At 63.9% G+C, this 23,778-nt stretch carries 26 protein-coding genes; 10 read left to right on the top strand and 16 right to left on the bottom strand.

The window, feature by feature from the left end; translation table 11 throughout:
* Window positions 1-77: 77 nt before the first annotated feature.
* From EN862_RS06790 to EN862_RS06760, 7 genes are read right to left on the bottom strand one after another with little or no spacing between them, the layout of a single operon-like run.
* The gene (locus EN862_RS06790) at window positions 78-665 is read right to left on the bottom strand and encodes an NAD(P)H-dependent oxidoreductase (RefSeq protein WP_127863381.1); all 588 of its coding nucleotides are present in this window, start codon (window positions 663-665) and stop codon (window positions 78-80) included.
* On the bottom strand, window positions 665-1,246 hold the full coding sequence (locus tag EN862_RS06785) for an NAD(P)H-dependent oxidoreductase (RefSeq protein ID WP_189400882.1): 582 nt from the start codon (window positions 1,244-1,246) through the stop codon (window positions 665-667). Before EN862_RS06785 ends, EN862_RS06790 begins: the two co-directional genes overlap by 1 nt.
* On the bottom strand, window positions 1,246-2,643 hold the full coding sequence (locus tag EN862_RS06780) for an FAD-binding oxidoreductase (RefSeq protein WP_127864005.1): 1,398 nt from the start codon (window positions 2,641-2,643) through the stop codon (window positions 1,246-1,248). The genes EN862_RS06785 and EN862_RS06780 overlap by 1 nt, the downstream gene beginning before the upstream one ends.
* A complete protein-coding gene (locus EN862_RS06775; protein WP_127863379.1) occupies window positions 2,643-3,944 on the bottom strand; it encodes a cytosine deaminase in 1,302 nt (433 codons plus the stop codon). Before EN862_RS06775 ends, EN862_RS06780 begins: the two co-directional genes overlap by 1 nt.
* A 42-nt stretch (window positions 3,945-3,986) precedes the next feature.
* Window positions 3,987-4,838: an ABC transporter permease gene (locus tag EN862_RS06770; RefSeq protein WP_127863378.1), complete on the bottom strand. Its 852-nt coding sequence runs from the start codon at window positions 4,836-4,838 to the stop codon at window positions 3,987-3,989.
* Complete coding sequence (locus EN862_RS06765) at window positions 4,825-5,643, bottom strand: ABC transporter ATP-binding protein (RefSeq protein WP_127863377.1); 819 nt, start codon at window positions 5,641-5,643, stop codon at window positions 4,825-4,827. The genes EN862_RS06770 and EN862_RS06765 overlap by 14 nt, the downstream gene beginning before the upstream one ends.
* Window positions 5,644-5,658: 15 nt before the next feature.
* Window positions 5,659-6,663: an ABC transporter substrate-binding protein gene (locus EN862_RS06760; protein ID WP_127863376.1), complete on the bottom strand. Its 1,005-nt coding sequence runs from the start codon at window positions 6,661-6,663 to the stop codon at window positions 5,659-5,661.
* Window positions 6,664-6,915: 252 nt separating this feature from the next.
* Between EN862_RS06760 and EN862_RS06755 the strand changes: the two genes are divergently transcribed.
* Together EN862_RS06755 and EN862_RS06750 are read left to right on the top strand one after the other, a co-directional pair.
* Window positions 6,916-7,299 carry a RidA family protein gene (locus EN862_RS06755; RefSeq protein WP_127863375.1) on the top strand — a complete coding sequence of 128 codons (384 nt, stop codon included), beginning with the start codon at window positions 6,916-6,918 and terminating at the stop codon, window positions 7,297-7,299.
* A gap of 66 nt (window positions 7,300-7,365) precedes the next feature.
* The gene (locus EN862_RS06750) at window positions 7,366-8,163 is read left to right on the top strand and encodes a creatininase family protein (protein WP_127863374.1); all 798 of its coding nucleotides are present in this window, start codon (window positions 7,366-7,368) and stop codon (window positions 8,161-8,163) included.
* 18 nt (window positions 8,164-8,181) lie between these two features.
* Here EN862_RS06750 and EN862_RS06745 read toward each other — a convergent pair whose 3' ends face one another.
* Both EN862_RS06745 and cobD read right to left on the bottom strand, forming a co-directional pair.
* A complete protein-coding gene (locus EN862_RS06745) occupies window positions 8,182-8,691 on the bottom strand; it encodes a tyrosine phosphatase family protein (protein WP_127863373.1) in 510 nt (169 codons plus the stop codon).
* Window positions 8,688-9,743, bottom strand: a complete 1,056-nt coding sequence (gene cobD, locus EN862_RS06740; RefSeq protein WP_127863372.1) for a threonine-phosphate decarboxylase CobD — start codon at window positions 9,741-9,743, stop codon at window positions 8,688-8,690. Before cobD ends, EN862_RS06745 begins: the two co-directional genes overlap by 4 nt.
* On the opposite strand from cobD, the gene cbiB reads away from it, so the two are divergent.
* Window positions 9,742-10,731, top strand: coding sequence for an adenosylcobinamide-phosphate synthase CbiB (cbiB, locus tag EN862_RS06735; RefSeq protein WP_127863371.1), 990 nt, complete (start codon window positions 9,742-9,744; stop codon window positions 10,729-10,731). The genes cobD and cbiB overlap by 2 nt on opposite strands.
* On the opposite strand, the gene EN862_RS06730 is transcribed toward cbiB, so the two are convergent.
* From EN862_RS06730 to EN862_RS06715, 4 genes are all read right to left on the bottom strand, one after another.
* Complete coding sequence (locus tag EN862_RS06730; RefSeq protein WP_127863370.1) at window positions 10,725-11,060, bottom strand: hypothetical protein; 336 nt, start codon at window positions 11,058-11,060, stop codon at window positions 10,725-10,727. The genes cbiB and EN862_RS06730 overlap by 7 nt on opposite strands.
* 22 nt (window positions 11,061-11,082) lie before the next feature.
* Window positions 11,083-11,697, bottom strand: a complete 615-nt coding sequence (cobO, locus tag EN862_RS06725) for a cob(I)yrinic acid a,c-diamide adenosyltransferase (RefSeq protein ID WP_127863369.1) — start codon at window positions 11,695-11,697, stop codon at window positions 11,083-11,085.
* A gap of 1 nt (window position 11,698) precedes the next feature.
* On the bottom strand, window positions 11,699-12,244 hold the full coding sequence (gene cobU / locus EN862_RS06720) for a bifunctional adenosylcobinamide kinase/adenosylcobinamide-phosphate guanylyltransferase (RefSeq protein ID WP_127863368.1): 546 nt from the start codon (window positions 12,242-12,244) through the stop codon (window positions 11,699-11,701).
* A gap of 132 nt (window positions 12,245-12,376) precedes the next feature.
* Window positions 12,377-13,153, bottom strand: a complete 777-nt coding sequence (locus tag EN862_RS06715; protein WP_245519510.1) for a gamma-glutamylcyclotransferase — start codon at window positions 13,151-13,153, stop codon at window positions 12,377-12,379.
* A 13-nt stretch (window positions 13,154-13,166) separates the two neighbouring features.
* Between EN862_RS06715 and EN862_RS06710 the strand changes: the two genes are divergently transcribed.
* Window positions 13,167-14,357 carry an aromatic ring-hydroxylating dioxygenase subunit alpha gene (locus tag EN862_RS06710; protein ID WP_127863367.1) on the top strand — a complete coding sequence of 397 codons (1,191 nt, stop codon included), beginning with the start codon at window positions 13,167-13,169 and terminating at the stop codon, window positions 14,355-14,357.
* Here the strand turns inward: EN862_RS06710 and EN862_RS06705 are convergent.
* Window positions 14,326-15,525: an MFS transporter gene (locus EN862_RS06705; protein ID WP_127863366.1), complete on the bottom strand. Its 1,200-nt coding sequence runs from the start codon at window positions 15,523-15,525 to the stop codon at window positions 14,326-14,328. The two genes, EN862_RS06710 and EN862_RS06705, sit on opposite strands and share 32 nt — an antisense overlap.
* A 286-nt stretch (window positions 15,526-15,811) precedes the next feature.
* On the opposite strand from EN862_RS06705, the gene EN862_RS06700 reads away from it, so the two are divergent.
* Together EN862_RS06700 and EN862_RS06695 are read left to right on the top strand one after the other, a co-directional pair.
* Window positions 15,812-16,813: a DUF1624 domain-containing protein gene (locus EN862_RS06700; RefSeq protein WP_127863365.1), complete on the top strand. Its 1,002-nt coding sequence runs from the start codon at window positions 15,812-15,814 to the stop codon at window positions 16,811-16,813.
* Window positions 16,810-17,289, top strand: coding sequence for an isoprenylcysteine carboxylmethyltransferase family protein (locus EN862_RS06695; RefSeq protein WP_127863364.1), 480 nt, complete (start codon window positions 16,810-16,812; stop codon window positions 17,287-17,289). Before EN862_RS06700 ends, EN862_RS06695 begins: the two co-directional genes overlap by 4 nt.
* A gap of 6 nt (window positions 17,290-17,295) precedes the next feature.
* Here EN862_RS06695 and EN862_RS06690 read toward each other — a convergent pair whose 3' ends face one another.
* Together EN862_RS06690 and mgtE are read right to left on the bottom strand one after the other, a co-directional pair.
* The gene (locus EN862_RS06690; RefSeq protein ID WP_095815511.1) at window positions 17,296-17,682 is read right to left on the bottom strand and encodes a MerR family DNA-binding transcriptional regulator; all 387 of its coding nucleotides are present in this window, start codon (window positions 17,680-17,682) and stop codon (window positions 17,296-17,298) included.
* Window positions 17,683-17,826: 144 nt separating this feature from the next.
* Window positions 17,827-19,224 (bottom strand): magnesium transporter, encoded by a 1,398-nt coding sequence (gene mgtE, locus EN862_RS06685; protein ID WP_127863363.1) that lies wholly within the window; start codon window positions 19,222-19,224, stop codon window positions 17,827-17,829.
* Between the two features lie 382 nt (window positions 19,225-19,606).
* On the opposite strand from mgtE, the gene EN862_RS06680 reads away from it, so the two are divergent.
* The 4 genes from EN862_RS06680 to EN862_RS06665 all read left to right on the top strand — a co-directional run bounded on the left by EN862_RS06680 (window position 19,607) and on the right by EN862_RS06665 (window position 23,773).
* Window positions 19,607-20,278 (top strand): response regulator transcription factor, encoded by a 672-nt coding sequence (locus EN862_RS06680; protein ID WP_127863362.1) that lies wholly within the window; start codon window positions 19,607-19,609, stop codon window positions 20,276-20,278.
* 133 nt (window positions 20,279-20,411) lie between these two features.
* Window positions 20,412-21,602 carry an aminotransferase class V-fold PLP-dependent enzyme gene (locus EN862_RS06675; protein WP_127863361.1) on the top strand — a complete coding sequence of 397 codons (1,191 nt, stop codon included), beginning with the start codon at window positions 20,412-20,414 and terminating at the stop codon, window positions 21,600-21,602.
* A gap of 10 nt (window positions 21,603-21,612) precedes the next feature.
* Window positions 21,613-22,566, top strand: a complete 954-nt coding sequence (locus EN862_RS06670) for a CoA ester lyase (RefSeq protein ID WP_127863360.1) — start codon at window positions 21,613-21,615, stop codon at window positions 22,564-22,566.
* 19 nt (window positions 22,567-22,585) lie between these two features.
* Complete coding sequence (locus tag EN862_RS06665) at window positions 22,586-23,773, top strand: malate--CoA ligase subunit beta (RefSeq protein ID WP_127863359.1); 1,188 nt, start codon at window positions 22,586-22,588, stop codon at window positions 23,771-23,773.
* Window positions 23,774-23,778 lie beyond the last annotated feature (5 nt).

The following is a 23,778-nucleotide window of genomic DNA, read 5'->3' as shown; positions in this document are numbered from 1 at the left end:
CCTCTCGTAAGTTCGCGCCGCCCCTCATCTGGCTGCCGCCATCTTCTCCCCGTAGAACGGGGAGAAGAAAGCTAACCTCAAAACCGCTCCAGCTTCGCCCGCACCTTCCCCAAAAACGCCGCCCTCGTCTTCGGCGTGGACGAATCCATCAGATAGTGCGCCAGGAAGAACGTCTTGCAGCGCGTGGCGCACAGCGCACGCATGCCGCGCAGGATCGTCTTGCGGCCCGGCTGGCCGACGACGACGCTCCACCAGGTCGGCGCGCCGCAGGTGGTGATGACGCCGACCTTGGTCACATGCCGCATCAGCGACGTGATATGCCCCTTCCCGGCCGGCAGCTTAAACGCGATGTCGGTCGCCCAGACCCGGTCGAACCAGCCCTTCAGCATCGCCGGTAATCCGTACCACCAGGTCGGATAGATGAAGAGGATCGCCTCGGCCCACATAAGAAGGTCGAAGTGCGGCTTGAGCGCCGGATCCTCAGGCGCGCGGTCGTTGTAGAAACGCCGTTCCTCGCAGTTCATCACCGGATCGAAATTCTCTGCATAGAGGTCCAGTAAACGCACATCCCAGCCTCTTCGCGTCAGCACCTCGATCGCCGTGTCGCGGATCGCCGCGCAGTAGCTTTCGGGAACCGGATGGCAATAGACCACCAGCACGCGCATCAGAAGGCGTCCATTGTCGCCGCGACCTTTGCCATGAAGGCCTTGCGCGTCTCATCGGTCGAAAGATTCATCGAATAGTGCGCGAGATAGGAAACGGGAGCGCCGGGCCTGATGGTCGCTCGCAGCATGCGCTTGACGATCTTGCGTGGCGGGTCGCCCATCAGCATGGCGCGAAAGCGGCTGCCGCCATAGGTGGTGACGGCCGCCATTTTGCGGATGTTATGCAGCGTCGGCCGCACCTTGCCGTCGACCAGCTTGAACGACACGCCGGGCAGGAAGACGCGGTCGAAAAAACCTTTCAGGATCGCCGGATAGCCGTAGTTCCAGACAGGGAAAGACAGCACCAGCGCTTCGGCATTTTGCAGCCTTTCGACATAGCCGGCGACTGCGTCTGCAGGACTGCGCTGGTCGTGATAGCCGAGCCGCTCAGTCCGTGTCAGCCGCGGATCGAAATCCTCGGCATAGAGATCGCAGTCATCAATCGTATGACCCGCCGCGGAGAGCCGCTCGACGATCGTCCGGTGCAGGCCGGCGTTGAAGCTGGTCTCCACCGGATGCGCGTAGAGCACGAGGATGTTCATCAGCCCGCCTTTTGCAGGCCCTTGAACAGGAAGGGTTTGCCCGAGCGATAATCGTAGGCGGGGTTTTCCCAGGCGATCATCTTGCCGGGGTTGAGCAGCCCTTGCGGATCGGTCTGGCGCTTGAAGGCAAGCTGCACATCGTCCGTTCGCTTCATGCCTCCCTCCTCCAGCGTGTAGCGATGCGGGTTGAAGATCCAGCAGCCATTGTCCTCGTGGATGCGAATGATCTCATTGAGCCGCTGTTCCGTGGTGTAGCGCACCAGCGGCAGGCCGGCGGCGCCGATCGCGCCGTCGAAGCGGATGAACTCGAGATGCGCCGGCACCTCGTCGCCGAAACGGTCGACCATCGCCTTGACATGGGCGAGGTGATCCGGCGACGGGTAGCGTGTCTGCAGATAGGTGATCGTCGGATCGACCCGGATCGCGCGCAGCGTCGTGTGGTTCCAGGTCAGTTCATAGGCCGGCGGGAGCCCTTTGAGGTCGGTCTCCCGGTCGGCCTGGAACACGATCTCGCCCCTGGTGCTGCGCACGAAGGCGACAAAGGCGTCCATCGCATGCGGCGCGATCATGCAGACCACGATGCTCTGCTCGCGCCGGAAGAATTTCTGGTGCCGCTTGAAATAGTCGTAAGGGATAGGCGCGGCGATCGGCGTGATCAGCTTGGCCAAGATGCCGTCCTGCACGGCGAGGTCGTTGCCGAAGCCGGCCGCGTCCATGAAATCGTCGAAACCGACAATGACATCGATCCAGTCATAGGAGGCCGTCAACGGCATCTCGACCTCGGTGATGATGCCGTTGGTGCCATAGGCGTGCATGACCTTGAGCACCTCTTCGCCGGTCAGCTCCATGACGCGTGGCTCGGCCTCCATCGTCACGGTCCGTAGCCTGATGACGTTGCCGAGATCGCGCAACCCGCCCCAGCGGATCGAGCCGACGCCGCCCGAACCGCCGGCTATGAAACCGCCGATCGACGCGGTGTTGTAGGTGGAAGGCGACATGCGCAATTCCTGCGCCGAATGCGCCCGGGTCGCCTTGTCGATCTCGGCCAGCACGGCGCCCGGTCCGGTCACCACGCGTCCCGGCGCGATCGATTTGATCGCGTTCATCTCGGCGAGGTTGAGCACCACGCCCCCCGACAACGGCATCGCCTGCCCGTAATTGCCGGTGCCGCTGCCGCGCGGCGTCACCGGAACCCCGTGCCGATGGCATGCTGCAAGCACGCGGACCACCTCGTCCTCGGTCTTCGGTGTGACGATCAGGTCGCCTTTGACATGATCGAGTTGCGCCTTCAGCACCGGGCTGTACCAGTAGAAGTCGCGGCTCTTCTGCTGGACGATGGCCGGATGGTCGTCGATCTTGATCCCGTCGAGATCGCGCTTCAGCGCTGCGATATCCATCATCCCACCATCAATTCGTCGAGTTCGGCATAGTCGGGCAGTTGGCGTTCGATCGCCCTGCCCTCGCGCACCACGATGCGATCCGATTCGGGCCGCGACAGCAATTCGGTCCAGCTGCGTCCCTTGAAGACGATGAAGTCGGCGCTGCCGCCGGCGGCAAGCGTGCCGGCGCCGTCGAGCCGCATCACCTCGGCCGGCGTCGCCGCGACGGCCCTCGGCCAGTCGCCGACCGGATGGTCGAAATGCAGGATGCGCGTCGCCATCCGGTAGACTTCGAGCATGTCGAGATCGCCATAGGCATAGAACGGATCGCGCGTGTTGTCGGAAGCGACCGCCACCTTAATGCCGCGCGCCTTCATCTCATGCAGCAACGTCACGCCGCGCCAGCGTGGGGTGGTGTGATTGTTGCGCCGGTCCTGCAGATAGAGGTTGCACATCGGCAGCGACACCACGGCGAGCCGCGCCTTCGCCACCTTATCCAGCGTTTCGAGCACCTCAAGGTCCGGCTGGCGCGCCAGCGAGCAGCAATGGCCGACCAGGATGTTGCCTTCAAAACCGTTCCACAGCGAAGCCTCGGCGATCTTCTTCAGCGAAATGGCCGCGACGTCGTCGGTCTCGTCGGCATGGAAGTCGAGATCGAGCTCATGCTTGATGGCTTCAGCGAAAACCTGATCGAGCAGTTCCTCGAGGTCGGGCACCATATAGGTCACGACGCCGAGCACCCCCTTGGCCGCGGCGACGCGCTTGGCCAGCCGCTCGAACCAGGCCTTGTCGCGCACGCCTTCGATGCCGAGCAGGCAGGCGGCCTGCAGATCGATCCTGCCGCGCCATTTTTCGCGCATCGTCTCGAACACCGGCCAGGAGATCTCCTCCTGCGGCGGCACGCTGTCGAGGTGGGTACGCAAGGCCTTGGTGCCATGCGCGTAGGCCGAGCGCAGCGAGAAATCCATGCGTCGCGCGACATCCTCCGCGCTCCACCGCGCGGTGCGGTCGGCGCCAGTGGCGTTGAGCGCGCCCATGAAGGTACCGTCGGGATTGGGCTTTCGCGGCCAGATATGGCCCTTATCAATATGGGTATGACAGTCGACGAAACACGGCAGCACGATCCGGCCGCCAAGGTCGATTGCCTTGTCTTCTGCCTTCGACTTGGCTTGGGCGACAATGCTCGCGATCTTGCCGTCGGCAACGGCCATATCGGCAAGCGCGAAACCGTCCGCGTCGAACGGTGCTGCAAAGCCCGGCGTCAGCGACCGGTGAACGCGGGCATTGGCAAGCTGGTAGGAACCAGAGGCAGGTATCAAGATCCGGTCCTCTTTGCGATTTCCTCTGCGGCTCCAACCACTCTAGTGCTCCTGCTTGAGCGCGCTCTCGTGCCAGCGGCGCAGGATCAGATGCGACACCAGCGACAGCACCAGGAAGATTAATATGCCGGTGAGCGAGATCAGGATCAGCGCCGCGAACAGGCGAGGCGCGTTGAGCCGGTAGCCGGCCTCGATGATACGCGAGGCAAGTCCCGACGATTGCCCCTGCGCGCCTGCGACGAACTCGGCGACCACGGCGCCGATCAGCGACAGGCCGCCGGCGATCTTCAACCCGCCCAGGAAATACGGCATCGCTGCCGGCAGGCGCAGATAGCGCAATTGCTGCCAGCGCGTCGCGCCGTTGAGCTTGAACAGGTCGCGCAGGTTCCGGTCGACGGAGTTCAGCCCGAGCGTGGTGTTGGAAAGGATCGGGAAGAAGGCGACGATCCAGGCGCAGAGCAGCAGTTTGACGGTCTGGTTGTTCACATAGATGTTGATCAGCGGGAAGATCGCGACGATCGGCGTCACCTGCAGGACGATGGCGAAGGGGAAGAACGACATCTCCACCCATTTCGACTGCGCGAACAGCACCGCCAGCCCGACGCCGCCGATGACCGCCAGAGCCAAGCTGAGGAAGGTGATCCTGAGCGTCACCAGCAGCGAGGAGAACAACAGGCCGGCGTCGCTATGCAGCGTCTGCAGCACCACGCCCGGCCGCGGCAGGATATATTGCGGGATCTCATTCCAGACGCAGATACGGTCCCACAGCCAGATCGCCAGCACCATGATCGCCAGCGGCAGCACCCATTTGCCGATACGCTCAAGACGCTCCTGGCGGGCGCGGCGCGCCTCCTCGGGGTCGAGCTTCAATGCATTATCTTCAAAGGCCGTCATGGTGCGGTCCGGCGGTTGAGTTGATGGCGTTAACCAGCACATCCGAGGCCTGCCGGCAAAGCGCGGCATAGTCGGGCGAGGTCCGAAACACCTCATCGCGCGGATAGGGTGCGCTGATGGGGAGCTCGCCGAAAACGCGGCCCGGCCGCGCGGCCATGACGACGACGCGGCTGGACAGGAACACGCTTTCGAAGACGCTGTGGGTGACGAAGGCCACGGTGAAGCGCTCGTCCTGCCACAGCTCCAGAAGGTCGTTGTTGAGCTTGAAGCGGGTGATCTCGTCGAGAGCCGCGAATGGTTCGTCCATCAAAAGGATGCGCGGCTTGGTCACCATGGCCCGCGCGATCGAGACGCGCATCTTCATGCCGCCGGAAAGCTCGCGCGGCACGGCATTCTCGAAACCGTTGAGATGGACGCGCGCCAGCATCTCCATGACGGCGGGTTCGGCCTTGGCGCGCGACACGCCCTTCAGCCTCAATGGCAGCCAGACATTGTCGAAGACGCTCGCCCAAGGCAGCAGCGTCGGCTCCTGGAAGACGAAGCCGATGTTCGAGCGGTCGATCGAACCGCGCCAGTCGAGCTGGCCGGAGGTCGGCGTCGACAAGCCGGCGATCAGCCTGAGCGCCGTCGACTTGCCGCAGCCGGACGGGCCGAGCAGGCTCAGGAAATCGCCCTCGCGGATCGCCAAGTCGACCTTGCTCAGCGCCGTCACGCCATTGGAAAAGACCTTGCCGACATTACGCAGCGACAGCAGCATCGGGGCCTCGCCCGATGCCGCTTTCTCAGCCACTTTCTCCTGGATCATCTCAGGCAGGCCGCCTTACTTCTTCAGCTCCAGCCCAACGCCCTTGTTGATGAAAGCCAGCGTATAGGCCTTCTTGATGTCGAGGCCCGGCTGCGCGACCTTGGCCTTGACCATCTTATCGTAGAAACTCTGGATGCGCGCGTCGGTCATGGCGCCGATGCCGAGCTTTTCCGTATCGCCGGAATCGACGACGCCGAACTTCTTCAACTGCTCGATCGAAAAGGCGATCTGCTCGTCCGTCATGTCCGGATTGTCCTTCTTGATCATGTCGTTGGCGGCTTTGTTGTCGCCGTAAAGATAGTTGTACCAGCCCTTGGCCGAGCCATCGACAAAGCACTGCACGACCTCCGGCCGCTTGTCGATCGTGTCCTGCATCACCTCGACGGTCGTCGCGTAAGTATCCCAGCCATAATCGGCGAGCAGGAACTGGTTCGGCACGAAGCCGCCGGCCTTCTGCACCGCGAACGGCTCGGACGTGACATAGCCCTGCTGGATCGACTTCTTGTTGGCGATGAAGGGCGCCGGATTGAAGGTGTAGGGCACGCGCTTGGCGGGATCGAAGCCGAGCTCGGTCACCATCCACTGGAAGAAGGTCTGCGCGCCCTCGTCCCCGAGGATGTACTGGTCGGCGTTCTTGAGGTCTTCCCATTTGTCCAGCCCCTGCCCCGGCTGGGACATGATGACCTGCGGGTCCTTCTGGAAGTCGGCGGCGACGACACGCATCGGGATGCCCTGCTGCACCGCGTCGAAGGCCGACAGCAGATTGCCGCCCATGTAGAAATCGATCTTGCCGGCAAGCAGCATCGGCCGGCCGCTGACCTGCGGGCCGCCCTGCATGATGGTGACGTCGAGGCCGCACGCGGCATAGGTGCCGTCGGCAACGGCCTGGTAGTAGCCGCCATGCTCCGGCTCGGCCAGCCAGTTGGTGCCGAACGTCACCTTCTCGTTCGCGGCAGCAGCCAGCGTGCCCGCCACCAGCAAGGCGATCGAGCCCGCCAGGATCTTACCATTTCCGATCATAAACTCACCCTCTCTTGGCTCCGGCGCGCAGCGCGCTGGGCTCGACACCATTGGTTCAAGAAGCAAGACACATGCCACCGCCCGGGCCGCCCGCTTGCGCGGCAGTCATTGCCGAGACCGGAGGGGTCATGCTGTGCGCGAGGCATCGTGCCTATTTTTTGGACGCCTGTCCATAATCGCTCGGGCGGCATGCACCGCATCTTGAAGGTTTCATGAATCGAGCCTTAGTCTGCAGGCGCACAGGAGAATGCCATGCTGAAATACCTCGCCCCCAGGACTATCAAGCCGCCCTTCGCCCGTTACAGCCACGGCGTTGAAATACCCGCCGGAAAGCGGCTTGTGCTCTGCTCCGGTCAACTGGGCATCGGCGCTGACGACCATGTTCCCGAGGACGCAGGCGCGCAGGCCGAGCTTTGCTTCAAGAATATCGCCGCGATCCTGAGCGAGGCCGGGCTGACCTTGAACGACACCGTGCGCATCAACGCCTTCGTCACCGATCGTGCCCATCTGCAGCCTTATATGGACGTTCGCAACCGGCTCTTTTCCGATCCCGCGCCGGCATCGACACTGATGATCGTTTCCGGCTTCGCCCGTCCGGAGTTCAAGGTCGAGGTGGAGGTCTTGGCGGCGGGATAGCGTTGCCCGTAGCCAACAAGCGCATTACACCGAACGGAGCGGACGGCAGAGCAATCGGAGACCAAAGTGGCCAAAAAACGTGTGTGGTGGGGCGACTACCGGACGACAGAATATGCCTCGATCGACGCCGAAGCGACCATTGCCGTGCTTCCGGTGGCTGCGATCGAGCAGCACGGCCCTCACCTTCCGGTCTCGACCGACACCTCGATCATGGTCGGCATGCTGGAGACGGTGATCGCGCGCCTGCCCGACGATCTCGACATCCGCATCCTGCCGGTACAGGCGGTCGGCAAGTCGAACGAGCACCTGCATGCACCCGGCACCCTCACCCTGCCGGCGACCACGCTGGTGGATGCCTGGACCGAGCTTGGCCTGTCGATCGCGCGCGCCGGGGTCAGAAAGCTAATCATCGTCAATTCGCATGGCGGCAATGAAGAGATCATGGGCATCATCTCGCGCGAACTGCGCGTGCGCGCGAAGATGCTGTCGGTGAAGACGAGCTGGCAGCGCTTCGGCCGTCCGGCCGGCATGTACACCGAGCTCGAGGACCGTCACGGCATCCATGGCGGCGATGTCGAGACCTCACTGATGCTGCACTTCCGGCCCGACCTCGTCGACATGGGCAAGGCCGACAATTTCATCTCCAATGTCGCCCGCGCCGAAAAGGAATTCGCCCTGCTCCGCCACACCGGAACGCATGCCTTTGCCTGGATCGCCAGCGACCTCAACCCCAACGGCGTGGTCGGCGATGCCTTGATCGCCACGGCCGAGAAGGGCCGGCTCACCGCCGAGCATCAGGCAGACGGTTTTATCAGCCTGGTCAAGGATGTGCGTAAGGCGAAGCTGACCGACTGGCTGTCGTAGCGGTGCGTCCGCTGTGATCTAAGCTTCGATCCCCAATTCGAAGGGGACTCCTTCGAATGCGTCGGCACCGCGCCCGATCGCCTCGATCGCCGCGATCATGCGGCCGTCGCGCTGAAGCAATGTGTCGGCAACCGCGATCAGCCGCGGATTGGGTGTCGCGGTCGGCGAAAGAAAGCGCAGCGTCTTGGCGAGTTCCATCTCGTCACGCTTCGGCGCCAGCGCCGCCGCAATGATATAGGCCGAGGCGGTCGAGCGGCTGACGCCGGCATAGCAATGCACGACCAGCGGCTTCACGCGGTCCCAACGATAGGCGAAATCGAGCAAGGCGCGGACATGCTCCTCGCCCGGCATCGTCATGCCTTCCTGGGCGACGGCGATATCGTGCATGACGAGGTGCAGATGGTTTTCCGCCAGGATCGAAGCCGGACGGACCACTTCGGTGCCGGCGGCAAGCAGCGACAGCAAGCGCTGCGCACCGGTCCTTGCCACGGTTTCGTCGACCTTCGACAGCGAACAGACATGGATCATTGTCCGGACTCCTTCGGCGCATCCTCGCGCCGCACGGCCCAAGCGGCAAGAGCGCTTTCAAGGCGCTGCCATTCCGCCTCGCTGCCCGGCAAGCCGACACGCAGCACTCCAGGCCGCTCGGCAAAATGCCGGACCAGCACGCCGTGCTCTCCGAGCACCGAGAACAGGCTCTGCGCCTCGGCAAACGACAAATAGCGGAACAGGCTGGTACCGCCGGCGACTGGCACATCGAATCGGCCAAGCAGGACGTCGAGCCGCCCGGCATCTTGCGCCAGGCGTTGGCGCATATCGGCCTGCCACGCCGTGTCGGACAGCGCGCGGATGCCATATTCGAGCGCCGGACCGGCCACCGCCCACGGCCCGAGCTGCGCATCCAGCCGCTCGGCAATCAGCGGGTCCGCCAGCGCGAAGCCCAGTCTCACCCCGGCAAGGCCGAAGAATTTGCCGAACGAGCGCAGCACGACAATGCCGCCCTCCCCGACATCCCCCGCCAGGCTTTGTTTGACCGGGCCGACATCCATGAAGGCCTCGTCGACGACGAGCAGCCCGCCCTTGGCACGAAGCAGCGCCGCGAGCTCATGCAGGCGCGGCTTTTCGATCACCCGCCCGTCCGGATTGTTGGGATTGACCAGCACCGCAAGATCCGCGTCCGCCAGCGCGTCGAAATCGCTGACCTCCGCAACCGCATGGCCGGCTATCGCAGCAGCCCGGGCATGTTCGGCATAGGTCGGGCCGAGCACCAGCGCCCTACCGGGCCGCAGCAGCGAAGCCACACGCGGCAGCAGAATCTGCGTGCCGGGCGCCGCCGCCACATGCGCCACAGATGGCGCGCCATAGGCCGCAGCCGCAATTTCGGCCAATTCGCGCAGTTGTCCTGCCTCCGGCAATCGGGTCAGGGCGGTGGCGGGCAGTTCGAAAAGCGGATAGGAGTGCGGGTTGATACCTGTCGAGAGGTCCACGAAAGGTTGTGGCGCATGAGGAAAAAGCGCGCTTGCCCGGCCAAGGCTGCCGCCATGATCAACCGCCGCGATCGCGCCGCTTAGAAGCTTCATGTCTGTCCTGATCGCTTTCCTGTCACTCGCCGTCGAACGGGTCCTCGGCTATCCGGACTGGCTGTTCAACGCTATCGGCCATCCGGTCACCTGGATCGGCAGGCTGATATCCTTTCTCGATCGCCGGCTCAACCGCGCCACAGATTCCGACGAAATCCGTCGCCGCCAGGGCGTGCGGGCGTTGCTCATTATTTTGCTGGTGCCTGGCCTCATCGGCCTTGCGCTGCATGTCCTGCTCTGGCTGATGTTCCCGACGGGTCTGGTCATTGCCGCCATCCTCGGTTCCTCGCTGCTGTCGCAGAAAAGCCTCGCGGAGCATGTCGAGGAAGTTGCCGACGCGCTGGAGACTGGCGGCCTGACGCTTGGCCGCATCGCCGTCTCGCGCATCGTTGGCCGCGACCCCGAAAAGCTCGACAAAGCGGGCGTTGCCCGCGCCGCAATCGAAAGCCTGGCCGAAAACTTCTCCGACGGCATCGTCGCGCCTGCCTTCTGGACCGGGATCGGTGGTCTCGCCGGCGGCGCTGCCTACAAGGCCGCCAACACCGCCGATTCGATGATCGGCCATCGTACGCCGAAACACGAAGCCTTTGGCCGCGCCGCCGCCCGATTCGACGATCTGATCAACCTGCCAGCATCGCGGCTCACCGGCCTGCTCATCGTCCTGGCGGCCTTTCTGGTCTCGGGCGCCGATCCGCGCGCCGCCTGGCAGGTGATGCGGCGCGACGCCAGGAAACACCGCTCGCCCAATGCCGGCTGGCCGGAAGCCGCGATGGCCGGCGCGCTGGGACTTTCCCTCGCCGGACCCCGCAGCTATGGCGGCGAGGTCGTAGAGGACGCCTATATGGGCGAAGGCGGCCGCCGCGAGGCTGAGAGCACCGACATCCGCCAGGCGCTGAAGCTCTATCACGTCGCCGACTGGCTGCTGCTTGGCCTGTTCGCGGTGCTGTCGGCGATCGTGATCTATCTGACCATTTTGCTCACTCAGTGACTTGTCAGCCCGGTTTGCCAAGAGACACGGACTTCCTTTGCATTTGGGTCGGTAGCGGCACCAAATCTCTTGATCACATAACCGCCGACGGCCGCTGACGAGGATTTCAGGACAGGCTCAATAGCGATGAAAAGTTTCTCGGCATCTGGCCCATACAAATAGAGGGTACATCTACCCCCACCGAATTCGTCACCGTCGAACTCGCCGACGCCCGCATCCGAAACGGCCTGATGCAACTGATCCTCCAGAACTTGGATGGATTGTCGCTCTTGCGGCGTTCCAAACCGATCGCCGCTCAGGAGAAGATAAACAATTACCGCTTGTTCCAACGGACACTCCCAACGGCGGCGGCTAGAACTCGATCCCCTGCTGCGCTTTCACCCCAGCGGAGAAATGGTGCTTGGTCAGTCCCATTTCGGTGACGAGATCGGCCGCTTCGACGAGCAGCGGCTTGGCGTTGCGGCCGGTGACGATCACGTGCAGATCGCCCCGGCGCGCCTTCAGCGCCGCGACCACTTTTTCCAGGTCAAGATAATCGTAGCGCAGCGCGATGTTGAGCTCGTCGAGCACCACGAGGCTGATCGACGGATCGGCCATTAGTTCCAGCGCCTTGACCCAGGCCGCTTCAGCGGCGGCGATGTCGCGTTTGAGATCCTGGGTCTCCCACGTGAACCCCTCGCCCATCGCATGCCAGACGACGCGGTCGCCGAAGGCCGCGAAGGCGTCCTTCTCCCCTGTATGCCATTTGCCCTTGATGAATTGGACGACGCCGACGCGCTTGCCGTAGCCGAGCATCCTCAGCGCCAGGCCGAAAGCCGCCGTGGTCTTGCCCTTGCCCGGACCGGTGTTGACGATCAGCAGCCCCTTTTCGATCGTCTTGCCGGCGACTTCGGCATCCTGCACCGCCTTGCGCTTGGCCATCTTGGCGCGATGGCGCTCGGCGTCCTTTTCCTCGATTTCGGCCATGTCATTTCACCTTGAGCGGCAGCCCCGCCACCATCATGAAAACGCTGTCGGCTGTCGCCGCGACCTTCTGGTTGAGCCGGCCGGCGGCGTCGCGGAAACGGCGCGCCAGCGCATTGTCGGGCACGATGCCGAGCCCGACCTCGTTGGAAACCACGAACCAAGGCCCGCGCGGCCGCGACAGCACGTCGGCCAGCCGCCGGCATTCGGCCTCGACATCATGCTCGGCCAGCATGTGATTGGTGAGCCACAGCGTCAGGCAGTCGATCAGCACAGGTTCGTGATTCGGCAAAGCCTCGATTGCGCCCACCAGGTCGAGCGGAGCATCGACGGTGACCCAGCCTTCGCCACGCCGCGACCGGTGCAGCGCGATGCGCTCGCGCATCTCGTCATCATAGGCCTGCGCCGTGGCGATGTAGGCCCAGGGCGCTGCATAGGCGGTCGTCAGGCTCTCGGCATGCGAGCTCTTTCCCGAGCGCGCGCCGCCCAGGATGAAGGTCAGTCTCCGATCGGAAGTTTTGTTGCCGCTCGCGGCTGTCGCGCCGGTCATTCCCTGCCTTTTGCCTTCGGATAGATCCTGTCGCGGCCCGAAGCCGACGGCGCGCGACCTTAGGCGGAACCGCTATGGCCGGCAAACCAAATTCCGCCGTGTCCAGGCGCGATTGCGGCAATGCTTTCGATGCTACGAAGCCGCAATCCGGGCGGCGACGAGCTGCTGCAGCCGCCACAGATGCGCGTCATGGATACCGCGCTGCTCGAGGTTTTTCACCGTGTTGTAGAGATAATCGGCGCCCGAGCCCCAATGGCCGCAGGACGTCGCAAGCCTTTCGACGACCTCCTCCTCGGTGAGCGGGCCGGCATAGGTAGTGCCCTGCCGGTTGATGACGAAGGCCAGCGCCCGCAACGGACCGGCATCGCTCATCATATTGAGCAGGCGCGGATGATAGCTGGTCGGCTTCAGCGTCACCTCGCGCCGCAGGATCTTGTCGAGTTGCGCGCGCCTGTTGCCGTCGCCGATCCGAAAGGCGACGCCCTTGCACTGCCCGCCGCGGTCCAGCGCCATCATCAGGCCCGGACTTTCCTTGGTGCCGCGCCAGCGCGTCATCTTCATGCAGAAGGATCTGTGCCAGCCACGCAGCAGAGCCACCCGCTCCTCGACATGCTCGATCTCTGGCTTCCAGATCAGGGAGCCGTAGCCAAACAGCCAAAGCGGTTCGTTGGCGGGAAGCTGCGACTCGAGCGTACGCGCCATTGCGTCATAGTCGGCGTCATCCAGATGCGCAGCGTCAGGATCGGGCCCGCTATCCTCGACAACGCGAAAGCAGCGGGCGACCAGTTCCTCGGTAAGCGACATGGTTCTTGGCAGCATGCGCGCGACCTTAAGGTTCTCGCGCGGCCGCCACAATGCGCCAGTGCCGGCAATTGACAACAGCTTTGCCCGGGTGTCGGCTGTCGTCACCCGGGAGAAGCCGATGCAACCCAATCCGAGCGAACGCGACCCTTACAACGGCCTGACCGGCCTCCACCCGACCTTGCCGTCGGCGGCCTATTGGGACGCCGATGCCTACCGGCGCGATCTGGACGCCATCTGGTATCGGAGCTGGCTGATGGTCTGCCGCGAGGCCGACATCGCCGAGCCTCTTGCCTTCCGAACGGTGCGCATCGGCAGCCAGGAGATCGTCGTGCTGCGCGACGAGACCGGCGCCTTGCGCGCCTTCCACAACACCTGCCGGCATCGCGGCTCGCAGCTTTGCCAGGAAGGCACCGGGCGGCTGAAGGCCAGGCTGCTCACCTGCCCCTACCACGCCTGGTCCTATTCGCTGCGCGGCGATCTCGTGCGCGTGCCGTCGAAATCGCTGCCCGAGGGCTTCGACAAGACCGATTATCCGCTCTATCGCGTGGCGCTCTCGGTCTGGCGCGGCTTCGTCTTCATCAACCTCGCCGAGGAACCCGAGGACTCAGTGGAAAGCTCATTCGATCGCGCCTCCGGCGATCTTTCCAACTGGCCGCTGGAAACGCTCATCGCCGGTCATAGGCTGACCAAGGTGATGAACTGCAACTGGAAGATCTTTTGGGAAAACTTCAACGAATGCCTGCACTGCCCGGGCGTCCACAAGGATCTGTCGCGGCTGGTGCCGATCTATGGCCGCGGGCTGATGGCAAGGCATGACGATCCCGAATGGGCGCGTCACGCCGACAATGACGATCCGGAATTCTCGGGTCGCCTGCGCGCCGGGGCCGAAACCTGGTCGCGGGACGGCCACGTCCATGGTCCGGTCTTCCCGAGCCTGACTCCGGCCGAGCGCACCGCCGGCCAGACCTACGCCACCTCGCTGCCCTCGATGTTCATCGTCGGCCATGTCGACTACATGCGCACCGTGCGGCTCGCCCCGCTCGGCCCCGAGCAGACCGAGCTCACCGCCGAATGGCTGTTCGCGCCGGACGCGCTGGGCAAGACCGATATCGACAACATCGTGGCCTTCGGCACCCAGGTGCTGGAGGAGGACGCCGCGATCTGCGAGGTCAACCAGAAGGGTCTGCGCTCGATGCGCCACGAGGCGGGCGTGCTGATGCCGGAGGAATACGATCTACACCGCTTCCACGATTGGGTGCGTGGCCGTCACGCAGCCTTCAAAACGCCTTCGGCAGATAGCGCCAGGTGACGAAGCCACAGAAGGCGGCCAGGATGCCGAGCGTGACGAACACCGATCCCAGGCCGAAGAAGGTGAGCACAACCGAATAGACGAGCGGCGGCGTCAGTTCGGAGAAATCGAGATAGGTGCGGTAGACGGCCGCCATCTGGGCTTTCTCGTAGGAGCGCACTGAGCGCATAAAGGCTGTCGAGCCGAGCGCGTCGAGGGCGATGGTGAAGAGCGCGCCGCAGAGCAGCAGCGCGGCCGTGAGCAGCGGTGCGGCCTCGCCGATGCCGCCCGCCGCGAACAGCATGGCAGCCATGGCGAAATAGGCGAAAGTCATGACCCGCCTTCCGCCGAAACGCCTGCCCGCCCTGCCCCAGAAGATCGCCACGAATAGAAGCGCGTTGCCGGCCGAAACCAGCAGGCCGCCGGCAAGCTTGCCCTCGCCGGTGATCACCATGAATAGCGGGCCATAGACGAAGAATGTCGTCCAGAAGCAGGAGCGGCCGAAGGCGATCAGCCAGGCAAGTCTCAGCCTCGGCTGCTTCACGAAGCGGCCGATATTGGCCAGCGGATTGGCGGGGCGCGATTTGCCAGGCCGGATCGACTGGTTGTCGCTCAGCCGGTAGAACCAGAACAGGCAAAGCAGCGCGAACGCAAACACCACGACCGCGCCATGCGCGGCATAGATGCCGAAATGGGTGTAGAGGAAGATGCCGAGCGTCGGCCCGCCGGTCCAGGCAAACATCGACCAGGCCATGCGCAGCGATTCCGCCTGCATGAAGTCGGTCTTGCGGATGTGGTCCATGATGTAGAGGTTGAGCGTGATCGACAGCGCGCTCGCCCCCATGACGCGGCAGAGCATGCCGGCAATCTGTCCGGGCAGCGTGTGGGTGACGAAGAAGGCGGAGCCGATCGCCAGCAGCACGCAGCCGGCCGTGTAGACCCAGCGTCGCGCGAAGCGGCGGATGAGCATCGGCATGAACAGCGTCACCGAAAGGCCCATCAGCGACACGATGGTGTAGAGGATCGAGACGATCCGCTCATTGTGCAGGATCTCGTAGGCCTGGATCGGGATCACGCTGGAGATGGTGGCGCGGGCGAAGGATTCCACCGCGTAGAGCGAGGCGAAGGTGCGCGCATCCGCCGGCCGCAGGGCCGGAAGCCAGATCGGATGGCGCACATGGGTGGACATCGGCCCTCCGGGACGTGAATCGCAATGCATGTCGCCCAGAAGTGTGCTGCGGTTCTGGGGCAACGACATGCATCCAAACTTTGCCAAATCTGGCCGGACCAGCCGCCGGCCAGTAGCAGGAAACCGACCCCCGGGGGCCGAAAAGCGAAGCCTGCCAAAGGCTTTCCGCCACTGGCCTAAAGCGAAATTTTCATGGCTGCCATGAAACGCATTGAGGGCCGCCTGCTTCTGTCGCCGGCTTGAACCGTGATAGTCGTTTGGCACGACTGAATCGGATTGCCAGACGATGAGCCTTCAAACGACGAGCGAACCCGTTCAGGACGCGCCCAAGCAGGGCCGCATCGCCGCCTTCGACATCCTGCGCGGCATCGCGCTGATCGCTATGGCGAGCTACCACTTCACCTGGGATCTCGAGAACTTCGGCTATACCGCGCCCGCGCTCACCGCTTTCGGCTGGTGGAAGTTCTACGCGCGCTGCATCGCCTCGACCTTCCTGTTCCTGGTCGGTGTCAGCCTGTTCCTCGCCCATGGCAGGAAAATCCGCTGGCCGAGCTTCTGGAAGCGCTTTGCCATGGTCGCCGTGGCGGCGATCGCCATTTCGGCGGTCACCTATCTCGTCACGCCGGACGGCTTCATCTTCTTCGGCATCCTGCACGAGATCGCGTTGGCCAGCCTGCTCGGCCTCGCCTTTCTCAGGCTGCCCTGGCTGCTGACGGCAATCATCGCGGCCGCCGTCATCGCGACCCCGTACTATCTGCGGTCGGAATTCTTCGATCATCCGGCGCTGTGGTGGGTCGGCCTTTCCGCCACCAATCCGCGTTCCAACGACTATGTGCCGCTCTTTCCCTGGTTCGGCGCAGTGCTTGCGGGCATCGCCGCGGTCAAGCTCGCTTCCGCGTCTGGCCTGCTCGCCCGCTTGGGAACATGGGGGCCCGGCCGCTGGTCGAACCCGCTGACCTTCATCGGTCGTCACAGCCTCGCCTTCTACCTCATCCACCAGCCGCTTCTGTTCGGCTCGGTCTGGCTGTTCTCGCAAGTCATGCCCGCCGCCCCCCAAGACAAGGAAGCCGGCTTCCTACCGGCCTGCCAGGCGCAGTGCGAACAGCAGCGCGACAGCAAGTTCTGTACAAGCTATTGTGGCTGCATGCTGGACACGTTGAAGGGCGAAGGGTCTCTCGACAAGCTCTACGCCAACGACCAGTCCAGCGTCTGGAAATCGCATCTGGCCGACCTTGCGGAAACCTGCACCGCAGCGACCGAGGACCAGAGGGAGGGAGGGCAGCAATGACAGGCATCGCAAAGCCCAGACACGGGATCATTCCCTGGCCGCCGGTTATCTATGTCGCGGCGATCGCGGCGAGCATCGTGCTCGGCATCCTCTACCCGCTGCCCTGGATCGGCGACATTTTTGGCGATCTCATGTTCGGCGTCGGCTGGGTAGCGCTGTTCGGCGTCGCCATGCTGTGGATCACCGCGATCCGCGCCATGTTCAAGGCCAGGACGACGCTCGACCCCAATGCCGAGCCCGATCATCTGGTGACGTCCGGTCCCTTCGGCATCACCCGCAACCCGATGTATCTCGCCAACACGCTGCTCTTGATCGGCGTCGCCTTCATCACCGGCATCGCCTGGTTCCTGATCTTCGCCTTCCTTGCTGCCTTCGCCACGCAGAAACTGGCGATCGAGAAGGAGGAAAAGATCCTGACGGCGAAGTTCGGCAAGAAATACCGCGACTATGCAAAGAGGGTGCGGCGCTGGATCTGAGCGGGTTTAGGTATTCACGCCCAGTTCCGCCAGCCGCTCCACGCAGGACTCCTCGGCCTGGTCGAGCTCGGCCAGCGTCTCCTCCAGGTCGCGGCGCTTCTGGCGCAGGTCCTCGCGCTTTTCCTCGATGCGCCGAATCATTAGCTTGAGCTGGCCGACCTCGCCGGGCGGCTCCTTGTACATCTGGATGATCTCGCGGATCTCGTTGATCGAGAAGCCGAGCCTTTTTCCCCGCATGATCTGACGGATAAGATGCCGGTCGGACGGTCGAAACAGCCGCGTGCGGCCGCGCCTTACAGGCTGCACCAGCCCTTCGTCCTCGTAGAAACGCAACGTCCGCGTCGACACGTCGAATTCGCGCGTCAGCTCGGTGATCGTATAATATTCCCGCATTCCCGCTCCCAAAGTCCGGACACCGCCGCTTGGAGCGTCGCCCTTCCCGCCAATCAGACCCTTCCGTGCCGGAATCGGCACATGACCCCGGGGCAACCTCGCACGGCATTTACGTAAAAGTCAATTAACGCCGCCGTGTTTGATTTAGGGCACTCTAAACCACCACGTCGCCAGCCCAAGGAAGGCGAAGAAGCCGACGCAGTCGGTGACCGTGGTGACGAAGACCGCCGAGGCCACTGCCGGATCGATCTTGAAACGGTCGAGAACCAGCGGGATCAGGATCCCGGCAAGTGCGGCGGCAAACATATTGATGATCATCGCCGCCCCGATGATGCCGCCCAGATTGGCGTCGCGGAACCAGAAACCGGCGACCATGCCGATCAGCACGGCAAACACCACGCCATTGATGAACCCCACGCCGAGCTCGCGGCGGATGATGCGGGCGGCGTTGTAGATGTCGAGGTCCCTGGTCGCCAGCGCGCGCACGGTCACCGTCATGGTCTGCGAGCCGGCATTGCCGCCCATGCCGGCGACGATCGGCATCAGCACGGCCAGCGCCACGATATGCTCGATCGTATGGTCGAACAGGCCGATGACCGAAGCGGCCAAAAAGGCGGTCAACAGATTGACCAGCAGCCACGGCACGCGCGAGCGCGACGTGGCGAGCACGGTATCCGACAGCTCTTCGTCGCCGACGCCGCCCATGCGCAACAGGTCTTCCTCCGCCTCCTCCTGGATGACGTCCACCACGTCGTCGATGGTGAGCACGCCGACCAGCCGCCCGTTCTCGTCGACCACGGCGGCGGAGAGCAGATTGTATTGCTCGAATTCCCGCGCCGCCTCTTCCTGGTCCATTGTGGCCGGGATCGCATGCAGCGTCTCATGCATGACCTCCTCGACCTTGACCGCGCGCTTGGTGCGAAGAATCTGGTCGAGGTCGATGGCGCCGAGCAGCTTGAAGCTCGGGTCGATGACGAAGATCTGGCTGAAGCGATCGGGAAGGTTCTTGTCCTCGCGCATGTAGTCGATGGTCTGGCCGATCGTCCAGAATGGCGGCACGGCGACGAACTCGGTCTGCATGCGCCGGCCGGCGGTCTCTTCCGGATAATCGAGCGCGCGCCGCAGCCTGATCCGCTCGGTGAACGGCAGTTGCGACAGGATCTCGTCCTGGTCTTCCTGGTCGAGATCTTCCAGAATGTAGACGGCGTCGTCGGAATCGAGCTCCTGCACCGCCTGCGCGATCTGCGCGTTGGGCAGATTGTCGACGATGTCCATGCGGATCGCTTCGTCGACCTCGGTCAGCGCGGAGAAGTCGAAATCGGAGCCGAGCAACCCCACCAGCGCGCGGCGCTGTTCGGGATGCAGCGCCTCCAGCACGTCGCCGAGTTCCGACTGGTGCAGGTCGTCGACTTCGCGCTTGAGGGTGATCGTGTCGCGGTCGGCGATCGCCGCGCCGATCTGGGCAAGGAAGGCGGCGCGCACGGCGCCGTCCTCGCCATAGATGTCGGCGTGATGCTCATCGGCGTGCGCGGGGCCGGTCATCTCTCTGTCCTGGCCTTCCACCGGCGCCTCCCGCCAACAGGGATTCGGAAAGGGTTCAAAATCAGGTCTAGCGCATGACTCCAAGAACGGGAAACCGCTTTCGGAGAAATCCCAGACCTTTGCGGCAGATAGCGCGGCATTAGGATTCGTCTTGGGAAGATGTCACGCTAGAGCCCGGAATAGCCGAAGAAATATCGCGGCGATCTTGCCCACGGAGTCGCTGGCTCACTATGCGTCGCGGCTGTGACAATCCCTCCAGCCGACGCGACAGCGCATGTCGCTGGGGAAAGAGCACCCCTTCCCCGTTGAGGCAGAATTGTCATGATCGACGATCCAGCAGGATCAGCGCAATCGCCAAACGCTCCGAGGACAAACGCTGCCCTTGAACATCAAGTCTGGAAAGACGAGCGAAGGAACTGCCGAGCGGCGCGTTCGCGTCGTCGTCGCCGAACGCAATCCTTTCGTCGTTTCGGCGCTGCGTGAAATGCTGGAATGCGACGGCCGCTTCGATTTGCTCGGGACCATGCACAGCGGCGCGCAGTTCCTGGAACTGGCCGCCGGCACACAGTTCGATGTCGCAGTCGTCGGCTGGAAGCTCGCCGACATGGATGGCGCCGATGTGCTCACGGAAGTTCAGAGCCGCCAGCTTGGCGTGCGCATCACCGTTTTCTCCAACGACCACGACATCGGCATCCTGAAGCAATGCGTGCGCCTAGGCGCTCAAGGCTATTGCTTCCAGTTCGACGATCCGCCGGTGATCTTCGAGACGATCCTGGCCGTCGCGCATGGCCGCATCTGCATCCCCTATATCGACATCAACAAGGTCAACGACACGCCTCTATCCCGGCTTACCGTGCGCGAGCGCGAGTTGCTGGCGGTGCTGTCCGACGGCTGGACCAATTTGCAGATCGCCACGCGCACAGGGATTTCCGAGAACACGGTGAAGTACCACCTGAAGAATCTCTACGATAAGCTCGACGTGCGCAACCGCGCCATGGCCGTCGCGCTCTATTCCAGCGAGAAGCGCCGCAACTCGAAATCGCCTATCGGGTAGGCCGCCGAGGTCGCCAATCGGGTAGGACCATCCCACCCGCAAGGGCCAACAACTTACCCGGCAAGGTGTTGTTGGCGAGCCTGTTCAAAATGAGAATTCCTCCACAATCCCAACGATCGGAGGAGTTTCGCGCATGGCTGGGTTCACGCATCTTTTCATCCCGGGGCCCACCAACATTCCCGAGCAGGTTCGGCAGGCCATGAACCTGCCGATGGAGGATATGCGCGCCTCCTCCTTCCCCAACCTGACGCTGCCGCTGTTCGAGGACATCAAACGGGTCTTCAAAAACGAGACCGGCCGCGTCTTCATCTATCCTTCCTCCGGCACCGGCGCCTGGGAAGCGGCGATGACCAACGTGCTCAGCCCCGGCGACAAGGTGCTGATGTCGCGCTTCGGCCAGTTCTCGCATCTGTGGGTCGACATGGCCGAGCGCCTCGGCTTCGAGGTCGACGTCATCGACTGCGAGTGGGGCACCGGCGTTCCGCTCGACCTCTATGCCGAGAAGCTTCGCGCCGACAAGGCGCACCGCATCAAGGCCGTCTTCTGCACCCAGAACGAGACCGCGACCGGCGTCACCAGCGACATCGCCGGCTGCCGCGCCGCGCTCGACGCGGCGAACCACCCAGCGCTCCTTTTCGTCGACGGCGTCTCCTCGATCGGCTCGATCGATTTCCGTCAGGACGAATGGCGCGTCGACTGCGCCGTCAGCGGTTCGCAGAAGGGCTTCATGCTGCCGGCCGGTCTCGGCTTCCTGTCGGTCAGCCAGAAGGCGCTTGCCGCTTCGCGGGTCGCGACGCACCGGCATTGCTACTTCTCCTTCGAGGACATGATCCGCACCAACGACACCGGCTATTTCCCCTACACGCCGGCGACGCAGCTGCTGCGCGGCCTGCGCGCCTCGCTCGACCTCATCGCTGAGGAAGGATTGGAAAACATCTTCGCCCGCCACCATCGCCTCGCCGAAGGCGTGCGCAAGGCGGTCGACGCTTGGGGCCTGAAGCTTTGCGCCAAGGCGCCGCAATGGCACTCCGACACGGTCAGCGCCATCCTGGTGCCGGAAGGCATCGACAGCGCCAACGTCGTCAAGCGCGCCTACAACGCCTACCAGACATCGCTCGGCGGCGGCCTCAACAAGGTTGCCGGCAAGGTCTTCCGCATCGGCCATCTCGGCTGGCTGAACGAGGTGATGGTGCTGGCCTCGCTGTCGGCCGCCGAAATGACGCTGCTCGACTGCGGCGTACGCTTGGCGCCGGGCTCGGGCGTGGCGGCGGCGATCGAGCACTTCCGCCGCACCGCCGACATGCCGGTCGCCAAGGCGGCGTGAGGAGCGGACCATGAGCCACACCATCAACCACCTGAAGAAGCTGCGGCTCCAGCGCAGCGAGCTGGCCGTGCCGGGCTCCAGCCCGGAGATGATCGACAAGGCGGCAAACAGCGCCGCCGACTTCGTCTTCCTCGACATCGAGGACGCCGTCGCGCCGCCCGACAAGGAGCGCGCCCGTAAGAACATCATCCAGGCGCTGAACGACATCGACTGGCGTGCCAAGGGCAAGACCGTCTCAGTCCGCATCAACGGCCTCGACACCCATTACATGTACCGCGACGTCGTCGACGTCATGGAACAGGCCGGCGACCGTCTGGACACCATCCTGGTGCCGAAGGTCGGCGTTCCCGCGGACCTCTACATGGTCGAGGCCATGGTCAACCAGATCGAGATGGCCAAGGGTTTCAAGACCCGTGTCGGCCTGGAAGCGCTGATCGAGACGGCGCTCGGCATGGCCAATGTCGAGGCGATCGCCGCCACGCCGGGGCGTCTCGAAGCGATGCATTTCGGCGTCGCCGACTATGCCGCCAGCAACAAGGCGCGCACCGTCAACATCGGCGGGCTCAATCCCGACTATCCAGGTGACCAGTGGCATTTCGCTTTGTCGCGCATGACCGTCGCCTGCCGTGCCTATGGCTTGCGCGCCATCGATGGGCCGTTCGGCGATTTCTCCGATCCGGAAGGCTACAAGGCGGCCGCCAGGCGCGCCGCGGCGCTCGGCATCGAAGGCAAATGGGCGATCCACCCTTCGCAGATCGCTTTGGCTAACGACGTGTTCTCGCCGCCTGAGAAAGAGGTCACGCGCGCCCGCCGCATCCTCGAGGTGCTGAAGGAGGCCGAGGCGGCCGGCAAGGGCGCGGCCGCGCTCGACGGCAAGATGATCGACGCCGCGTCGGAACGCATGGCGCGCAATGTGCTGGGGGTCAACGAGGCGATCGAGCGGGCACACGCCGCCGCGCAGTAGAAAATACCGGGAGGACAAGATGGACATCCACGAATACCAGGCCAAGGAACTGCTTGCCCGCCACGGCGTGCATGTGCCGCGCGGCGGCCTCGCCTACAGCCCCGAGCAGGCGACGTACCGCGCCCGAGAGATCGGTGGCTCGAAATGGGTACTGAAGGCGCAGGTCCATTCCGGCGCGCGCGGCAAAGCCGGCGGCATCAAGCTCTGCTCGAATGACGAGGAGATCTCCAACGCAGCGGAGGCCATGCTCGGGCGCAAGCTGGTGACCCACCAGACCGGCCCGCGCGGCAAGCTGATCTCGCGCCTCTATCTGGAGGAAGCCGTCGACATCGCGCAGGAGCTCTATCTCGGCTTCGTGCTCGACCGGAAGGAAGAGCGCGTCATGATCGTGGCCTCGGCCGCCGGCGGCATGGAGATCGAGGACATCTCCGAGAAGCAGCCGGATTCCATCATCCGCGCCACCGTCGATCCCGGCGTCGGCATGCAGGGCTTTCAGGCGCGCGAGATCGCCTTCGGCCTTGGGCTCGAGAGCAATTTGATCGGCAAGGCCACCGAAACCATCCTCGGCTGCTACCAGGTGTTCCGCGACTACGACGCCTCGATGCTGGAGATCAATCCGCTGGTGGTGACGCGCGACGGCAGCCTGGTCGCGCTCGACGCAAAAATGTCGTTCGACGAGAACGCGCTGTTCCGCCGTCCGGAAATCTCCGAGCTGCGCGACAAAAGCCAGGAAGACCCGCGTGAGACCTTCGCCAGCGACCGCGGCCTCTCCTATGTCGGCCTGGACGGCAATATCGGCTGCATCATCAACGGCGCCGGCCTCGCCATGGCGACGATGGACATGATCAAGATCGCCGGCGGCGAGCCGGCCAATTTCCTCGACATCGGCGGCGGCGCCTCGCCGGAGCGGGTGGCGAAATCCTTCCGCGCGGTGCTGGGCGACAAGAATGTCGAGGCGATCCTGGTCAACATCTTCGCCGGCATCAACCGCTGCGACTGGGTGGCCGAGGGCGTCATCAAGGCGATCCGCGAGGTCGGCGTCGACGTGCCGCTGGTGGTGCGCCTGTCCGGCACCAAGGTCGAGGAAGGCCGCAAGATCCTGGCCGATTCCGGCGAGAAGGTGATTGTCGCCGACACGCTGGCCGAGGCCGCCGAAAAGGCCGTCGCCGCCTGGCGCGAAGCCACCAAGAATAAAAAAGCAGCCTGAGGGAG

Origin of the sequence: Mesorhizobium sp. M2E.F.Ca.ET.219.01.1.1 (assembly GCF_004016445.2) — a bacterium.
Classification (GTDB): Bacteria; Pseudomonadota; Alphaproteobacteria; order Rhizobiales; family Rhizobiaceae; genus Mesorhizobium.
The sequence above is the reverse complement of the archived record's forward strand: the minus strand, read 5'-3'. Positions and strand labels throughout refer to the sequence as shown.

Coding starts and splice junctions, on each gene's coding strand:
- EN862_RS06790 (WP_127863381.1), bottom strand. CDS start 665: ATGCGCGTGCTGGTGGTCTATTGCCATCCGGTTCCCGAAAGCTACTGC.
- EN862_RS06785 (WP_189400882.1), bottom strand. CDS start 1,246: ATGAACATCCTCGTGCTCTACGCGCATCCGGTGGAGACCAGCTTCAAC.
- EN862_RS06780 (WP_127864005.1), bottom strand. CDS start 2,643: ATGGATATCGCAGCGCTGAAGCGCGATCTCGACGGGATCAAGATCGAC.
- EN862_RS06770 (WP_127863378.1), bottom strand. CDS start 4,838: ATGACGGCCTTTGAAGATAATGCATTGAAGCTCGACCCCGAGGAGGCG.
- EN862_RS06765 (WP_127863377.1), bottom strand. CDS start 5,643: ATGATCCAGGAGAAAGTGGCTGAGAAAGCGGCATCGGGCGAGGCCCCG.
- EN862_RS06760 (WP_127863376.1), bottom strand. CDS start 6,663: ATGATCGGAAATGGTAAGATCCTGGCGGGCTCGATCGCCTTGCTGGTG.
- EN862_RS06755 (WP_127863375.1), top strand. CDS start 6,916: ATGCTGAAATACCTCGCCCCCAGGACTATCAAGCCGCCCTTCGCCCGT.
- EN862_RS06745 (WP_127863373.1), bottom strand. CDS start 8,691: ATGATCCATGTCTGTTCGCTGTCGAAGGTCGACGAAACCGTGGCAAGG.
- cbiB (WP_127863371.1), top strand. CDS start 9,742: ATGTCTGTCCTGATCGCTTTCCTGTCACTCGCCGTCGAACGGGTCCTC.
- cobD (WP_127863372.1), bottom strand. CDS start 9,743: ATGAAGCTTCTAAGCGGCGCGATCGCGGCGGTTGATCATGGCGGCAGC.
- cobO (WP_127863369.1), bottom strand. CDS start 11,697: ATGGCCGAAATCGAGGAAAAGGACGCCGAGCGCCATCGCGCCAAGATG.
- cobU (WP_127863368.1), bottom strand. CDS start 12,244: ATGACCGGCGCGACAGCCGCGAGCGGCAACAAAACTTCCGATCGGAGA.
- EN862_RS06710 (WP_127863367.1), top strand. CDS start 13,167: ATGCAACCCAATCCGAGCGAACGCGACCCTTACAACGGCCTGACCGGC.
- EN862_RS06705 (WP_127863366.1), bottom strand. CDS start 15,525: ATGTCCACCCATGTGCGCCATCCGATCTGGCTTCCGGCCCTGCGGCCG.
- EN862_RS06700 (WP_127863365.1), top strand. CDS start 15,812: ATGAGCCTTCAAACGACGAGCGAACCCGTTCAGGACGCGCCCAAGCAG.
- EN862_RS06695 (WP_127863364.1), top strand. CDS start 16,810: ATGACAGGCATCGCAAAGCCCAGACACGGGATCATTCCCTGGCCGCCG.
- EN862_RS06690 (WP_095815511.1), bottom strand. CDS start 17,682: ATGCGGGAATATTATACGATCACCGAGCTGACGCGCGAATTCGACGTG.
- mgtE (WP_127863363.1), bottom strand. CDS start 19,224: ATGACCGGCCCCGCGCACGCCGATGAGCATCACGCCGACATCTATGGC.
- EN862_RS06675 (WP_127863361.1), top strand. CDS start 20,412: ATGGCTGGGTTCACGCATCTTTTCATCCCGGGGCCCACCAACATTCCC.
- EN862_RS06670 (WP_127863360.1), top strand. CDS start 21,613: ATGAGCCACACCATCAACCACCTGAAGAAGCTGCGGCTCCAGCGCAGC.
- EN862_RS06665 (WP_127863359.1), top strand. CDS start 22,586: ATGGACATCCACGAATACCAGGCCAAGGAACTGCTTGCCCGCCACGGC.